The organism is Klebsiella sp. GFKo11 (genome assembly GCF_056490265.1).
In genome coordinates this window covers 4,087,228-4,102,288 of the sequence record NZ_CM151369.1, presented here as the reverse complement: position 1 = coordinate 4,102,288, position 15,061 = coordinate 4,087,228, and the positions used below count along the sequence as shown (strand labels likewise).

Genomic DNA, 15,061 nt, shown 5'->3' with positions numbered 1-15,061 from the left:
TTCCTTCATTGTTGCTTATTTAGACATTTTAGTCTTTTCTTAATTTTGGAAATATTCTGTAGCAGTTTACCTGTTAATTACAGATGGAAGTGATAGAGGACGGGGGAAGAAATGCGGATTAAACCTGACGATAATTGGCGTTGGTATTACGATGAAGAGCACGATCGTATGATGCTCGATTTGGCTAATGGCATGTTATTTCGTTCACGTTTCGCACGCCGAATGCTGACCCCCGACGCCTTTGCTCCGTCCGGATTTTGCGTCGATGATGCCGCGCTTTATTTTTCATTTGAAGAAAAATGCCGCGACCTTGAATTATCAAAAGAGCAGCGCGCTGAATTAGTATTGAATGCGCTGGTCGCCATTCGCTTTCTCAAGCCGCAGATGCCGAAAAGCTGGCATTTCACTACCCATGAAGAGTGCTGGCAGCCCGGCGGCGGCGATGCTGCCAGCGCCTGGCTTAGCGATACCGGGCAGCAGGTGAATCTGTTGGTGGTTGAAGCTGGTGAAAACGCGGCATTATGTCTGTTAGCGCAGCCCGGCCTGACGCTTGCCGGGCGGGTTATGCAGCTTGGCGACGTGATTAAAATCATGAACGACCGGCTGCAGCCAGCGCCGGGTGCAGCCAGCTACAGCCTGGGCCAGGCAGTTTAAGGCGCTAGCCGTAGCGCGGTTTTTGGCACGCAACTGCAGCACAGAATGGTGCCATCTGTACCAATCGCATTTTTCTTCAACGCACTAACTTCTCCTTCTTCCAGTCGGATGCGACAGCTGCCGCAAATGCCAGCCCGGCAGGAATAAGGAACGCGGATCCCCTGTTGCTCCAACTGCTCCAGCAAAATTTGCTGATTGTTGCCGGTAAAACTTAACCCTTGCCACTCAATCTCTACCGTTGCGTCCTGTTGAGCATCGGGCATCAGCGTATCGTCGCTATCGCCGGCGCCGTAGGCTTTTGCCGGTCCTCGGGCCAGTACTTCCAATTCATCACCTACGCGGATCACGCCGCTATTACGGGCGATTAGATTCTGACCGAAATCGACATCACCGTTATCCAGCGCAGTGCGAAAACTTTGCAGCGTGGTTAAGGGTTCGCCAGAAGGGTGCTTTTGTCCGCGTTCCGGGCTGACGGTCGTAAACACGCAGCGACTGCACGGTTTTGCCACATCAAAAACAACCTCGCCGATACGTACGACTTTCCAGGTATCTTCCTCCCAGGCCGCCGCGCCAGTGACCAGCATATTCGGGCGAAATTGTTCTATGCTTACGCTGGCTGGGCAGCGATTTTGTAAATCGCGCAGGGAGGCTTCATTAGCTAAAAGGTAGGGAAAACCATCGGCGAAGGAGAGGGGAACGGCATCATGGCGTTTCACCCGACGGCTGAGTTGTGGCCCCAGCCAGCGAAGCTGAACGCTACGATTAAAGAAGCCGCTTAACCACTGGTTAACTGACTCCGGCGCAACCAGGGCAGTAAAATGGTTGCCCCAGACTTCAGTTGGTTCTTGCTGCGGGGCAAAATCGCTGAAGAGCACCATCGCGCTGCTGCCGTCCGGGGCCGTCAGATGGAGGCCATCGTGGAGCGGGGCGGGGATAAACTTAACCATTTGTGGAAACTGACGAGCGGTAATGAAGGTGCCATCGGTTTCCGTCACCATAAATATACGATCGAAGGCCAGACCACTGATGCCTGCGTAGGCGTGACTCACGCCAATTCCCCGCATCGATTTAACGGGATGAATAAAAAGTCGCGAAAGCGTTACCATACGCTGCCCCTGGGTTCAAAAATAAGCCTTTAACTTTATGACATAGGGCACATATTGGCTATAATGCGCACCAATTTTCTTTTAGTAAAAGTGACGATATGAATTCTCTGTTTGCCAGTACGGCTCGTGGGCTTGAAGAGCTGTTAAAAACTGAACTGGAAGGGCTTGGCGCGGTGGACTGCCAGGTAGTCCAGGGCGGGGTCCATTTTCAGGGAGATACGCGCCTGCTGTATCAAAGCCTGATGTGGAGTCGGCTGGCTTCGCGGATCATGCTGCCGCTGGGTCAGTGCAGCGTGTATAGCGATCTGGACCTTTACCTCGGCGTGCAGGCCATTCCATGGACGGAGATTTTCACCCCAGACGCCACTTTCGCCGTGCACTTTAGCGGGCTTAACGAAGAAATTCGTAATAGTCAGTACGGCGCATTGAAGGTCAAAGATGCCATTGTTGATAGCTTTACGCGTAAGAATCTGCCGCGTCCTAATGTCGATCGTGAAAGCCCCGATCTGCGCATCAACGTCTGGCTGAATAAAGAAACCGCACATATTTCTTTAGATCTTAGCGGCGAGGGTTTGCATCTGCGCGGCTACCGCGATGGCACCGGTATGGCGCCGATCAAAGAGAGCCTGGCTGCGGCTATCGTGATGCGTTCAGGTTGGGCTCCGGGGACACCGCTGCTTGATCCGATGTGCGGCTCCGGCACGCTGCTGATTGAAGCCGCTATGCTGGCAACCGACCGTGCGCCGGGTTTACACCGCGGTCATTGGGGTTTCGGCGGCTGGGCGCAGCACGATGATGCTATCTGGAAAGAGGTGAAAGCCGAAGCGCAAACCCGCGCCCGTCAGGGTCTGGCGGCGTATGAATCCCGTTTCTACGGTTCTGATATTGATGCACGGGTGATCGAACGTGCGCGCAGCAACGCCCGTCGTGCTGGCATTGGCGAACTGGTGACGTTTGAGGTTAAAGACGTTGCCAAACTGGACAATCCGCTGCCGAAAGGGCCTTACGGTACGGTTATCAGTAACCCGCCATACGGCGAGCGTCTGGAGAGCGAACCGGCGCTGATTGCTCTGCATAGCCTGCTGGGCCGGATCATGAAAAATCAGTTCGGCGGTTGGAACCTCTCTTTGTTCAGCGCCTCGCCGGATCTGCTCAGCTGTTTGCAATTACGCGCTGATAAGCAGTTCAAAGCCAAAAACGGCCCGCTAGACTGTGTGCAGAAGAACTATCATCTCGCCGAAAGCGAGGGCGGAAAAACCGCGACGCTGGCGGAAGATTTCGCCAACCGTCTGCGTAAGAACCTGAAAAAATATGAGAAGTGGGCGCGTCAGGAAGGTATCGAGTGCTATCGTCTTTATGATGCCGACCTCCCGGAATATAACGTAGCCATTGACCGCTACGGTGAGTGGGTGGTGGTGCAAGAGTATGCTCCGCCGAAAACCGTGGACGCACACAAAGCGCGTCAGCGTCTGTTTGATATTATCGCCGCCACGATTGCCGTGCTGGGGATTGCACCGAATAAGCTGGTGCTAAAAACCCGTGAACGGCAGAAAGGGAAAAACCAGTATCAGAAAATGGCTGAGAAGGGTGATTTCCTTGAAGTGCAGGAGTATAACGCGCGTCTGTGGGTCAATCTGACCGACTACCTGGATACTGGCCTGTTCCTTGACCACCGCATTGCTCGTCGCATGCTGGGTGAGATGAGCAAAGGCAAGGACTTCCTCAATCTTTTCGCCTACACCGGCAGCGCGAGCGTACATGCAGGCCTCGGCGGCGCGCGCTCTACCACGACGGTCGATATGTCGCGCACTTATCTCGAATGGGCGGAGCGCAACCTGCGCCTCAACGGCTTAACCGGTCGCGCGCATCGTTTGATGCAGGCCGATGTGCTGGGCTGGCTACGTGAGAGCACCGAACAGTTTGATCTGATCTTCATTGATCCGCCGACCTTCTCTAACTCTAAGCGCATGGAAGACGCGTTTGACGTACAGCGCGACCATCTGCGTCTGATGACCGATCTAAAACGTCTGCTGCGTAAAGGCGGCACGATTATGTTCTCGAACAACAAACGCGGTTTCCGTATGGATCATGACGGGTTAGCGCAACTGGGCCTGAAGGCGCAGGAGATTACGCAAAAAACGCAATCTCAAGATTTTGCCCGCAACCGTCAGATTCACAACTGCTGGCTGATCACCTCAGCCTGAAAGGAATAAAGAATGTCATTAATTAGTATGCACGGCGCCTGGCTTTCATTCAGCGATGCGCCGCTGCTGGATAATGCTGAACTGCATATCGAAGATAACGAACGCGTGTGCCTGGTAGGGCGTAACGGTGCGGGTAAATCGACTCTGATGAAGATCCTCAACCGTGAACTGGGTCTTGATGACGGGCGCATTATTTATGAGCTGGATCTGGTTGTCGCGCGTCTGCAGCAGGATCCGCCGCGTAACATTACCGGAACCGTTTACGACTTCGTTGCGGAAGGGATTGCCGAACAGGCGGCCTACCTCAAAGGCTATCACGATGCTTCACAACTGGTGATGACCGACCCGAGCGACAAGAACTTAAACGAACTGGCACGCTTTCAGGAGCAGCTTGATAATTTAGGGCTCTGGCAGTTGGATAGCCGTATTAATGAAGTGCTTGAGCAGCTCAATCTGGATCCTAACGCCGAGCTCTCCTCGCTCTCCGGTGGCTGGCTGCGTAAGGCGGCCCTGGGGCGCGCGCTGGTCAGCGGGCCGCGTGTGCTGCTGCTGGATGAACCGACTAACCACCTCGATATCGAAACTATCGACTGGCTGGAAGGTTTCCTGAAGATGTTCAAAGGCACCATTATTTTTATCTCGCACGACCGTTCCTTTATTCGCAATATGGCGACGCGGATTGTCGATCTCGATCGCGGTAAGCTGGTGACCTATCCAGGCAATTACGATCAATACCTGCTGGATAAAGAAGAAGCGCTGCGCGTTGAAGACCTACAGAATGCTGAATTCGACCGCAAGCTGGCGCAGGAAGAAGTCTGGATCCGTCAGGGGATTAAAGCCCGTCGTACCCGTAATGAAGGGCGCGTGCGTGCATTGAAAGCGATGCGCCGCGAACGCGGTGAGCGTCGTGAAGTGATGGGTAGTGCGAAGATGCAGGTCGAAGAGGCCGCGCGTTCGGGCAAAATTGTCTTCGAAATGGAGAACGTTAACTACCAGGTTGATGGCAAAGTGCTGGTGAAGGATTTTACCGCCCAGATCCAGCGCGGTGATAAGATTGCGCTGATTGGCCCGAACGGCTGTGGTAAAACCACGCTGTTGAAACTGATGCTCGGCCAGCTGAAGGCAGATAGCGGGCGCATCCACGTGGGTACTAAGCTGGAGGTTGCTTACTTCGATCAGCACCGTGCTGAGCTTGACCCGGACAAAACGGTGATGGACAACCTTGCTGAAGGTAAGCAGGAAGTGATGGTGAACGGCAAGCCGCGCCATGTTCTGGGCTACCTGCAAGACTTTATGTTCCATCCGAAACGCGCCATGACGCCGGTGCGTGCACTGTCCGGCGGTGAGCGTAACCGTCTGCTGCTGGCGCGCCTGTTCCTCAAGCCCAGTAACCTGTTGATCCTCGATGAACCGACAAACGATCTGGATGTCGAAACCCTGGAACTGTTGGAAGAGTTAGTCGACGGCTATCAGGGCACCGTGATGCTGGTCAGCCACGACCGTCAGTTTGTTGATAACACCGTAACAGAGTGCTGGATCTTTGAAGGGGAAGGGAGAATTGGCCAATATGTTGGCGGTTATCACGATGCCCGAGGTCAGCAATCTCAGTATCTGGCACAAAAGCAGTCAGTTGCCAAAAAAACGGTAGAAGTTGCTCAACCGAAAGCAGAAAGTGTCAAACGCGCGGCCAGCAAACTAAGCTATAACCTGCAGCGCGAACTGGAACAACTGCCGCAGAAACTGGAAGAGCTTGAGGCCCAATTGCAGACTCTGCAGGAGCAGGTTGCTGATCCTTCTTTCTTTGGTCAGTCGCATGATCATACGCAGCAGGTGCTGGCGCAGATGAGCGAAGCGGAGCAGGCGCTGGAAACTGCCTTCGAACGCTGGGAATATCTTGAAGGATTAAAAAACGGCGCATAAGCTGAGGAGTTTTCATGTGCGATCATCATCATGCTGCGCGGCATATTCTGTGCCGACAATGTGATCTGCTGGTGGCTTTGCCGCAGCTGGAGCATCGCCAGAAAGCTGCGTGTCCGCGCTGCGGAACGACATTGACGACTTCGTGGGACGCGCCTCGGCAGCGTCCCACTGCCTATGCGCTGGTCGCATTGTTTATGCTGCTGCTGGCAAACCTGTTTCCTTTCATCTACATGAAGGTCGGTGGCATCAGTAGCGAAATTGAGCTGCTGGAAATCCCTAATGTCCTTTTTACCGAGGATTACGCCAGCCTTGGCACCTTCTTTTTACTCTTTGTGCAGCTGGTGCCGGCTTTCTGCCTTATCACCATCCTGCTGCTGGTAAACCGTGTACGCATGCCTTCCGGCCTAAAAGCATTTCTGGCACGGATCCTGTTTCACCTCAAAACCTGGGGAATGGCGGAAATCTTCCTCGCCGGAGTCCTGGTCAGCTTTGTTAAGCTGATGGCCTACGGTGATATTGGTATCGGTTTAAGCTTTATTCCCTGGTGTATGTTTTGCGTATTGCAGCTACGCACATTCCAGTGCGTGGACCGCCGTTGGCTGTGGGACGACATTGCGCCAATGCCGTTGATTAAACAGCCATTGAAAGTCGGTGTTTCCGGCCTTCGCCAGGGACTGCGTTCATGCTCATGCTGTACGGCAGTTTTACCCGTTGACGAAGCCGTATGCCCGCGCTGTCATACCAAAGGAACCGCTCGACGTAAAAACAGTCTGCAATGGACGCTGGCGCTGCTGATGACGTCGATAATCCTCTATATGCCAGCCAATATTCTGCCGATCATGATTACCGATCTGCTGGGCGATAAAATGCCCTCCACCATTATGGCGGGGGTGATCCTGCTGTGGAGCGAGGGATCATATCCGGTGGCGATGGTGATATTTATCGCCAGCATTATGGTGCCAACGTTAAAAATGATCGCTATTGGCTGGCTGTGCTGGAATGCCAGCGGCAAAGGATCGCGTGACTCTGAGCGCATGCACCTGATTTATGAAGTTGTCGAATTCGTCGGCCGCTGGTCGATGATCGATGTTTTTGTCATCGCAGTCCTCTCAGCTCTGGTGCGCATCGGCGGATTGATGAATATCTATCCGGCGATCGGAGCGGTGATGTTTGCGCTGGTCGTTGTTATGACAATGTTCTCGGCCATGACGTTTGACCCTCGTTTGTTGTGGGACCGTGAGCCAGATCCAAGCCATGAGGAAAGACTGCAGCATGGAAAATAAGAGCGGAGAAGCGAAAGTGCAAAAGGTGAAGAACTGGTCACCGGTGTGGATCTTCCCAATAGTCACGGCGCTTATCGGCGCATGGATTCTATTTTATCACTATAGCCATCAGGGGCCGGAGGTGACGTTAATCACCACCAATGCTGAAGGTATTGAAGGGGGTAAAACCCGAATTAAAAGCCGTAGCGTTGATGTTGGCGTGATAGAAAGCGCAACGCTGACTGATGACCTGACTCACGTAGAAATTAAAGCCCGGCTGAATTCAGGCATGGAAAAATTGCTACATAAGGATTCGGTTTTTTGGGTGGTCAAACCGCAGGTCGGGCGTGAAGGAATTAGCGGGCTAGGCACGTTATTATCCGGTGCTTATATCGAATTGCAGCCTGGCTCTAAAGGCTCTGTGCCTGCGCAATATCCGCTGCTGGATTCACCCCCTTTGGCTTCCCCTGACGCTAAAGGCATTCGCATTTTACTGGAAAGCAGTAAAGCGGGTCAGCTTTCTCCTGGCGATCCGGTGCTCTTTCGGGGTTATCGCGTCGGTTCAGTCGAAACCAGCACCTTTGATGCGCAAAAACGCAATATCACCTACCAGCTGTTTATCAGCGCGCCAAACGATCGTCTGGTGACCAACAACGTGCGTTTCTGGAAAGACAGCGGTATTGCGGTGGATCTTACCGCTGCGGGTATGCGTGTTGAAATGGGATCGCTGTCAACTCTGTTTGGCGGCGGCGTCAGCTTTGATATTCCTGAGGGATTACCGTTAGGAGAGCCGGTAGCGAATAAAACCGAATATCACCTTTTCGACGATCAACGAAGCATTCAGGATTCGGTCTTTACCCAGCATATCGACTACGTGATGTTCTTTAAAGATTCTATCCGCGGCCTGCAGCCTGGTGCGCCTGTGGAGTTTCGCGGTATTCGCCTCGGAACCGTAGGTAAAGTGCCGTTCTTTATCCCTGGGCTGAAACAGAACCTAAACGACGATTACCGCATCCCGGTTGAAGTGCGGATTGAACCAGAACGTTTGATCACTCAGTTAGGCGGCGATCCAGACATTCACAAGCATATTGATGATCTGATGAATCGTGGGCTGCGTGGTTCCCTCAAAACGGGCAATTTGGTAACCGGTGCGCTGTATATCGATCTCGACTTCTATCCGAAAGCGCCTGCGCGCGGCAAGATTCAGGAGTTTGGTGGTTATCCGATCATACCGACTGTGAGCGGTGGCCTGGCGCAGATCCAGCAGCGTCTGATGGATGCCCTGGATAAGATTAACAATCTGCCGATTAATCCTCTGCTGGAGCAGGCAACCAGTACGCTGGCGCAAAGCGAGAAGACCATGCAGCACGTGCAAACGACGCTGGATAGCCTGAATAAGATAACTTCAAGCCAGTCCATGCAGCAGCTGCCGGGCGATATGCAGAGCACATTGCGTGAACTGAATCGTAGTATGCAAGGCTTCCAGCCGGGCTCTGCGGCATACAATAAGATGGTGGCGGATATGCAGCGCCTGGATCAGGTTCTTCGTGAATTGCAACCGGTACTGAAAACGCTCAACGACAAGAGCAATGCGCTGGTATTTGAGGCGAAGGATAAAAAAGATCCGCAGCCGAAGGGAGCGAAATAATGAAAAGATGGCTAATAGCGGCGGCAGTATGCGCACTGACCGCGTGCAGCAGTGGTGGTGAGAGCAAAACGTACTACCAGCTTCCGGTGGTACAGAGTGGCGCACAAAGCGCCGCTCACCAAAGCAAAAATTTGCTGTGGGTTGAACAAGTCAGCATTCCTGATTATTTAGCGGGTAATGGCGTGGTGTATCAGACCACCGACGTCCAGTATGTGATCGCCAATAACAATCTGTGGGCGAGCCCGCTCGATCAGCAGCTGCGGACCACGCTGGTGGCGAATCTTAGCAACCAGCTGCCGGGTTGGGTGGTGGCCTCTCAACCTTTAGGGAGCGAGCAGGATACGCTAAACGTGTCCGTCAGCGGATTTCACGGTCGTTACGATGGCCGGGTGATCGTTAGCGGTGAGTGGTTGCTGAAGCATCAGGGGCAGCTGATTAAGCGTCCGTTTAACATTGAGCTTAAGCAACAGCAGGATGGTTATGACGCAATGGTTAAAACCCTTGCTCAGGCCTGGACTCAGGAAGCGACTGCAATTGCCAGCGAGTTGAATCGCCTGCCATAAGCAAAATTAATGAAAGTAAAAAGCCGCTGCGGGTAACAAAATCGCAGCGGCTTTTTTATTTGTCTCATCAGCTTGTTAACTTGTGCCGGTTCACATTTTTTGTACAAATGAACTTTCATGTAGCTCACAAATATGACAATGGCGTGAATTTTGCGCATTGACGCTGTCTCTGATTCGCGGTATTCGTTAACCGTGGTTGCGTATTTAGTGACCATTGTTTTCTTTTCCACCAGATCAAAGAATGAGGGAAACGAGGCATGAAGAGACAAAAACGAGATCGCCTGGAACGGGCACATCAACGTGGATATCAAGCCGGTATTACCGGAAGATCGAAAGAAATGTGTCCTTATCAGACCTTGAATCAAAGGTCCTGGTGGCTAGGAGGCTGGCGAGAAGCCATGGAGGACAGGGTGCAAATTGCCTGACTGTCTCTTTAAAAATGAAGCCTCCGCTGTGCGGGGGCTTCGCCTTTTAAAGTGTCACTGTTTTATCAGAACGCAGAGGTGTCCTGGAATAAACCCACTTTCAGATCGGTTGCGGTGTAGATCAGACGATCGTCAACCAGTACTTCACCATCCGCCAGGCCCATAATCAAACGACGGTTTATCACGCGTTTGAAATGAATGCGGTAGGTCACTTTCTTAGCCGTTGGCAGTACCTGGCCGGTGAGTTTAACTTCACCTACGCCTAACGCACGCCCTTTACCCTCGCCGCCTAACCAGCCCAGGTAGAAGCCAACCAGTTGCCACATGGCATCCAGGCCCAGGCAGCCAGGCATAACCGGATCGCCAATGAAGTGGCAACCGAAGAACCACAGGTCAGGGTTAATATCGAGTTCTGCCTCAACATAACCTTTATCGTAGTTACCACCGGTTTCGGTCATCTTGATGACGCGGTCCATCATCAGCATATTTGGCGCTGGTAACTGTGGGCCTTTAGCGCCAAACAGTTCACCACGGCCAGAGGCAAGAAGATCTTCTTTTGTATAGGATTCGCGTTTATCTACCATGTTTTCAGTAAGCCTTATTTTGAGTTCGGGACGCAGGATAGCTAACACGTGTACGCTGAACAAGTCCGATCAGTTAGAACCTGAACCGCCTAACCAGCGCAGCGGCCACGGAAAGCGATGGCGACCTTCTTGCTGTGTCGCCTGTGCAATCCGCTCCTGGATGGTTTGCCGTAAAGTTTGTCCTTCTCCATCCCACAATAGTTGGGTCAGAAGGGGTAATGCTTCAGTGACGTCATCAATGGCCCAGATAAAGAACTGTTCCTCAGCAACGGCTTGTTGTAGCTCCTTTGCCAAACTCAGATGACGGACGTTGGCGGCTGGAATAATGACGCCCTGTTTACCGGTTAAACCACGCTGCTGGCATATAGCAAAGAAACCTTCAATTTTCTCATTGAGTCCACCAACAGGCTGTACACGACCAAACTGATCGACAGAGCCGGTGATAGCAATACTCTGGTTAATGGGAACATTGGCCAGCGAACTGATTAATGCGCACAGTTCAGCCATGGAGGCGCTATCGCCATCCACTTCACTGTAGGATTGCTCAAAGGTTAACGAGGCGGTGAAGGGGAGTTGTTGATCAAGCTCCAGTTCAGCCATCAAAAACGCCTGCATGATCATCATGCCTTTCGCGTGGATATTGCCACCCAACTCAGCCTTGCGTTCGACGTCAATAAACTCACCATCGCCAATGTGAACAACGCAGCTAATGCGAGACGGTTCGCCGAATGCGCGCGGATGGCCTGGGAATTCAATAACCGATAGCGCGTTGATTTGGCCGATGCATTCGCCTTCGGTCTCAATGAGGATTTGCTCTTGCAGGATTTCGTCCTGAATCCGCTCCGCGAGATAGCCTTCGCGCCACTCACGACGTTCCAGCATGGTTTGCATCTCTTCGGCGCTAATCTCTTCACCTTCACAGAAGGCCGCCGCCTCCTTAAGCTGGCGCGCAATCCATAGCAAACACAGCGGTAGGGTTGCCTGATCGCCAGTGTAACGTGCACCTTCCTGAATCAATAGCGGCCAGGTTTCGGCAGCTAACCCAGGGAGTTCGAGTTGGTGTGCGTTCTGCCAGACCCACTGACACCATTGTTTCAGGATGTCGGCATCGACAATTTGTAAATTGTCTTCGTATTCGCTGTAAATAGCCTGGGCAGAAAGCTCGGGTTCCATCTCCTGGAAATCTGCTAGTGATTCCCGCTCGCCAACCAGAATGACTTTCAGGTTGAGCGGCATTGAGGGGATGCTAACCGGAAGAGGGCGGGACTCATCGATTGACAGCCAGTCAAAACGCTGGCGGGCAATCATATTTTTTAGCCGCATCCACAGCAGGGGCTGAGCCAGCAATGCGCGCAGGGAGATGATCAATACACCACCGTTGGCACGATGAACCAGACCTGGTTGCAGGCTAATTTCACCATTAAACTGGCGTACGCAGCCAAAGAGTTGCTCTGCTTCTACCCAGTCGGCGGCTTCAACCGGCGCGATGCTCGCGAAATTATCTTCTGCGGCTTGTGCCGGGATGCTGGTGATGTTTCCACCATCAATCTGATAACGTACGCCATAAAGCGGTTCAGATGGTTGATGTAAAGTACGAGTTTCGTTCGCCAACCATTGCAGATACTCTGGCTCTTCTGGTGCTTTAACCAGCATGAACGGCGAAATGGCTGGAGTCACCAGAAGTTGCTCCAGGGCATAGAATAAGCGGGGTTGCAGTTCGCCAGAAAGAGATGCTTCTGCTTGTGCTAAGTCGGCTTGTGCAAACAGCGCCTGATAACTTTCCGTATCAGGAGCGAGGTCGTTTCGGGTAAGTTTCGTAATGGTCAAAGTCGCTGTTTTTTAGTCAGATGTAAAACGCGCGATTATACATTATGCGGCGTCTGAGCACACGAGTGATTGCGTTGGTCGCAGTGATAACGAATCTACCCACATCACGAAAGATGATTTATTCTCAGCAGATCAAGAAAAAACTGATATCCTGAAAAGAGTTACACGGTCACATTGAGATCGCAATGAAATATCAACAACTGGAAAATCTTGAAAGCGGTTGGAAATGGACATATCTGGTAAAAAAGTGCCGGGAAGGTGAACCGATAACCCGCTACATTGAAGCCAGCGCTGCACAAGCTGCGGTCGATGTCTTACTCACGCTCGAAAATGAACCTGTTCTGGTGAATACCTGGATTGAGCAGCATATGAATCCAGAGTTAGCGAACCGTATGAAGCAGACTATACGCGCACGTCGCAAGCGACATTTTAACGCGGAGCATCAGCATACTCGTAAAAAATCTATCGATCTGGAGTTCATGGTCTGGCAGCGGCTGGCAGGTCTGGCGCAAAGGCGGGGTATGACCCTGTCGGAAACGATCGTACAGCTGATTGAGGATGCTGAACATAAAGAAAAATATGCTAGTAAAATGTCCAGTTTGAAGCATGACTTGCAAGTGTTGCTGGGTAAAGAGTAGCCATTAAATTAAGAACTAAAGTGAGTGTTGGTATTCCGCTGGTTTGTTGCTTTAAACATGAATTTAATACAAAAAAAACCCCGCATCAGCGGGGTTTTTTATTAACGCGATAACTTAAGCCTGTGGCTGAGTTACTACGTCTTTGTAGCCTTTAACTTCGATCTCTACGCGACGATCTGGACCCAGGCAGTCGATCAGAGCTGCACGAGCTTTCACGTTGTCACAGGTGTTGCCAGTAACCGGGTTGGATTCACCCATACCACGAGCGGAGATTTTGCTAGACGGGATACCTTTAGACACCAGGTAATCAACAACGGACTGAGCACGTTTCTCAGACAGCTGCTGGTTGTAGGCATCAGAACCGATACGGTCAGTGTAGCCCAGAACAACCGCGGAACCGTCTTTCGGATCCATGTTGCTCAGCTGGGTGTACAGCTGATCCAGAGCCTGCTGGCCTTCCGGTTTCAGGGTAGATTTGTTGAAGTTGAACAGAACGTCAGACTTCAGGGTGAAGTGCTTGGTAGTCACTTCAGGAGCCGGGGCCGGGGCCGGAGCTACAACCGGAGCAACATCTTCCTGACCGAAGCGGTAGGAAACACCTAAGCTCAGCATGCCGTTATCAGGACGGGTACCAACGGTGCCTGCGTCGCCGATGTTGTTAACCCACTGGTATTCCAGACGGGTTGCGATGTCACGAGTAACAGCCCACTCTAAGCCGCCCGCGAATACTGGGGAAACGCCAGTGTCGTGTTCGCTGCGAGAAACGCCGTTAGAAGCGTAGTTGCCTTTAGCGTCTGCACGCCAAACCATACCACCCAGACGGGTATAGATATCCAGATCGTCAGTGATCGGATAACCCAGTTTAGCAGTCAGCTGAACGCCCTGAGCTTTGAAAGCACCGTTATCAACGCTGCCTTTGTAAGCCATACGGCCCAGCCAGTCGTAACCCATTTCGAAGCCGAGGTACGGGTTAACCTGGTAGCCACCAAACGCGCCAGCACCCAGTTGATCGTTACGAACCGGACCGTTGTTGCCTTTGAAACCGTTACCGTAGAAACCGGTGTCGTGATACTGGGACCAGCCCAGTTTAGCACCTGCATACCAGGTGTTATCTTTCGGAGCGGCCTGCGCTACGGTAGCGAAGCCAGCCAGTGCCACTGCAATCGCGATAGCTGTCTTTTTCATTTTTTGCGCCTCATTATCATCCAAAATTCGCCATGAAGGTACAAAAGACCTCACGGTTAAATCCTTCACCCGGGGCGTGACTTGTTGTTAACTATGCTGATACATGCAGCGAAAGCCGATCACCCCTGGCGATGTAAAGTCTACAACTTAGTTAGAAACTTACAAGTGTGAACTCCGTCAGGCATATGAAAAAAAAGGGTTGTGTACCCAATGTTTAACAACGTAGGGTTGAATTTCATATGGCAAAAAAAGTCGCGAGACCGCATCAGACAGGCATTTTAACAAAAACGGGCATTAAAAAATTAAGCCATCCACCAGGGCAAAAAAAATTCCAGGATTAATCCTAAATTCATTTAATGATACACGTTTGAGTGAATTTTTAGCCCAGAAAGTTGTCTGCCTGGCTGACCAGTATTACTCACTGGACGCATGATGAACCCCATTGCATGACCCTCTTGCGCAGCGACAACCAGTCGTTCATGTTCTTCAACTGTGAGTTCATCTGACAACCAGCCAATCACAACACTATAATTACCGGTACGCAGTGCGCGGATCATGGATTCCAGCGTATTGTTGGGCGACATTTGGCTGATCTGCATCACCTTTGATAACGGTAAACCGGAGGACTGTACCCATTCGCGGCTCAGTTTCTGCTGAGGCGTTAGCCACAGCTGCCAGCGCGATTGCTGACCAAGTTGCTGTAATAGAGGAAGCAATAATAGTTGCGTCATCATGGGTTGATCTTCGCGATAGACAATTTCACTGATCAGCCCATTGGTTGGGTGTTCGACTGCGTCATGAGCGTGACGGCGTACTGAAGTAGAAGTCAGTGGTGAACGATTTGCGTGAGCTGAAGTAAACATAGTCTATCCCGCCTGTGGGTTACTGTATGTATGTACAGTATATGCGACAGGTAAAAAGATCAACCACATTTTCTCTTCTGTTGACTGAAATCTGTACTTCATTTTTCCCCTTCAGATCGGCAGATTGGCGAGTATGACTTGATGTCGGTATGCATATGATGTGAATTCATGGTTGAAAACAT

At 51.8% G+C, this 15,061-nt stretch carries 13 protein-coding genes; 8 read left to right on the top strand and 5 right to left on the bottom strand.

Annotated elements, in window-relative coordinates; all coding sequences use genetic code 11:
- Positions 1-111 precede the first annotated feature (111 nt).
- Positions 112-654, top strand: coding sequence for a cell division protein ZapC (zapC, locus tag AC07P6_RS20010; RefSeq protein ID WP_112214609.1), 543 nt, complete (start codon positions 112-114; stop codon positions 652-654).
- Here the strand turns inward: zapC and AC07P6_RS20005 are convergent.
- A complete protein-coding gene (locus AC07P6_RS20005) occupies positions 651-1,760 on the bottom strand; it encodes a YcbX family protein (RefSeq protein WP_304257722.1) in 1,110 nt (369 codons plus the stop codon). The genes zapC and AC07P6_RS20005 overlap by 4 nt on opposite strands.
- A 98-nt stretch (positions 1,761-1,858) precedes the next feature.
- Here AC07P6_RS20005 and rlmKL point away from each other — a divergent pair, with 98 nt between their 5' ends.
- The 6 genes from rlmKL (at position 1,859) to rmf (ending at position 9,782) form a co-directional block, all read left to right on the top strand.
- Positions 1,859-3,964: a bifunctional 23S rRNA (guanine(2069)-N(7))-methyltransferase RlmK/23S rRNA (guanine(2445)-N(2))-methyltransferase RlmL gene (gene rlmKL, locus AC07P6_RS20000; RefSeq protein ID WP_181482804.1), complete on the top strand. Its 2,106-nt coding sequence runs from the start codon at positions 1,859-1,861 to the stop codon at positions 3,962-3,964.
- Between the two features lie 12 nt (positions 3,965-3,976).
- A complete protein-coding gene (locus AC07P6_RS19995; protein ID WP_478314363.1) occupies positions 3,977-5,884 on the top strand; it encodes an ABC transporter ATP-binding protein in 1,908 nt (635 codons plus the stop codon).
- Positions 5,885-5,898: 14 nt separating this feature from the next.
- Positions 5,899-7,167, top strand: coding sequence for a membrane integrity-associated transporter subunit PqiA (gene pqiA, locus AC07P6_RS19990; protein WP_112214605.1), 1,269 nt, complete (start codon positions 5,899-5,901; stop codon positions 7,165-7,167).
- The gene (gene pqiB, locus AC07P6_RS19985) at positions 7,157-8,794 is read left to right on the top strand and encodes an intermembrane transport protein PqiB (protein ID WP_304257730.1); all 1,638 of its coding nucleotides are present in this window, start codon (positions 7,157-7,159) and stop codon (positions 8,792-8,794) included. Before pqiA ends, pqiB begins: the two co-directional genes overlap by 11 nt.
- A complete protein-coding gene (gene pqiC, locus AC07P6_RS19980; protein ID WP_181482801.1) occupies positions 8,794-9,357 on the top strand; it encodes a membrane integrity-associated transporter subunit PqiC in 564 nt (187 codons plus the stop codon). Before pqiB ends, pqiC begins: the two co-directional genes overlap by 1 nt.
- A gap of 257 nt (positions 9,358-9,614) precedes the next feature.
- Positions 9,615-9,782, top strand: a complete 168-nt coding sequence (gene rmf, locus AC07P6_RS19975) for a ribosome modulation factor (protein WP_110275088.1) — start codon at positions 9,615-9,617, stop codon at positions 9,780-9,782.
- A 65-nt stretch (positions 9,783-9,847) separates the two neighbouring features.
- Here rmf and fabA read toward each other — a convergent pair whose 3' ends face one another.
- Positions 9,848-10,366, bottom strand: a complete 519-nt coding sequence (gene fabA / locus AC07P6_RS19970) for a bifunctional 3-hydroxydecanoyl-ACP dehydratase/trans-2-decenoyl-ACP isomerase (protein ID WP_100685616.1) — start codon at positions 10,364-10,366, stop codon at positions 9,848-9,850.
- Positions 10,367-10,435: 69 nt separating this feature from the next.
- Positions 10,436-12,193, bottom strand: a complete 1,758-nt coding sequence (locus AC07P6_RS19965; protein ID WP_478314361.1) for an AAA family ATPase — start codon at positions 12,191-12,193, stop codon at positions 10,436-10,438.
- 185 nt (positions 12,194-12,378) lie between these two features.
- Between AC07P6_RS19965 and matP the strand changes: the two genes are divergently transcribed.
- Complete coding sequence (matP, locus tag AC07P6_RS19960; RefSeq protein WP_110275084.1) at positions 12,379-12,831, top strand: macrodomain Ter protein MatP; 453 nt, start codon at positions 12,379-12,381, stop codon at positions 12,829-12,831.
- A gap of 114 nt (positions 12,832-12,945) precedes the next feature.
- Here the strand turns inward: matP and ompA are convergent, their stop codons facing one another.
- A complete protein-coding gene (gene ompA, locus AC07P6_RS19955; protein WP_182237673.1) occupies positions 12,946-14,016 on the bottom strand; it encodes a porin OmpA in 1,071 nt (356 codons plus the stop codon).
- A gap of 353 nt (positions 14,017-14,369) precedes the next feature.
- Positions 14,370-14,879: an SOS-induced cell division inhibitor SulA gene (sulA, locus tag AC07P6_RS19950; protein WP_434659436.1), complete on the bottom strand. Its 510-nt coding sequence runs from the start codon at positions 14,877-14,879 to the stop codon at positions 14,370-14,372.
- Positions 14,880-15,061 lie beyond the last annotated feature (182 nt).

Bases quoted from the DNA above. Each gene is read 5' to 3' on its own strand.
- zapC (WP_112214609.1), top strand. From the start codon at position 112: ATGCGGATTAAACCTGACGATAATTGGCGTTGGTATTACGATGAAGAG.
- AC07P6_RS20005 (WP_304257722.1), bottom strand. From the start codon at position 1,760: ATGGTAACGCTTTCGCGACTTTTTATTCATCCCGTTAAATCGATGCGG.
- rlmKL (WP_181482804.1), top strand. From the start codon at position 1,859: ATGAATTCTCTGTTTGCCAGTACGGCTCGTGGGCTTGAAGAGCTGTTA.
- AC07P6_RS19995 (WP_478314363.1), top strand. From the start codon at position 3,977: ATGTCATTAATTAGTATGCACGGCGCCTGGCTTTCATTCAGCGATGCG.
- pqiA (WP_112214605.1), top strand. From the start codon at position 5,899: ATGTGCGATCATCATCATGCTGCGCGGCATATTCTGTGCCGACAATGT.
- pqiB (WP_304257730.1), top strand. From the start codon at position 7,157: ATGGAAAATAAGAGCGGAGAAGCGAAAGTGCAAAAGGTGAAGAACTGG.
- pqiC (WP_181482801.1), top strand. From the start codon at position 8,794: ATGAAAAGATGGCTAATAGCGGCGGCAGTATGCGCACTGACCGCGTGC.
- rmf (WP_110275088.1), top strand. From the start codon at position 9,615: ATGAAGAGACAAAAACGAGATCGCCTGGAACGGGCACATCAACGTGGA.
- fabA (WP_100685616.1), bottom strand. From the start codon at position 10,366: ATGGTAGATAAACGCGAATCCTATACAAAAGAAGATCTTCTTGCCTCT.
- matP (WP_110275084.1), top strand. From the start codon at position 12,379: ATGAAATATCAACAACTGGAAAATCTTGAAAGCGGTTGGAAATGGACA.
- ompA (WP_182237673.1), bottom strand. From the start codon at position 14,016: ATGAAAAAGACAGCTATCGCGATTGCAGTGGCACTGGCTGGCTTCGCT.
- sulA (WP_434659436.1), bottom strand. From the start codon at position 14,879: ATGTTTACTTCAGCTCACGCAAATCGTTCACCACTGACTTCTACTTCA.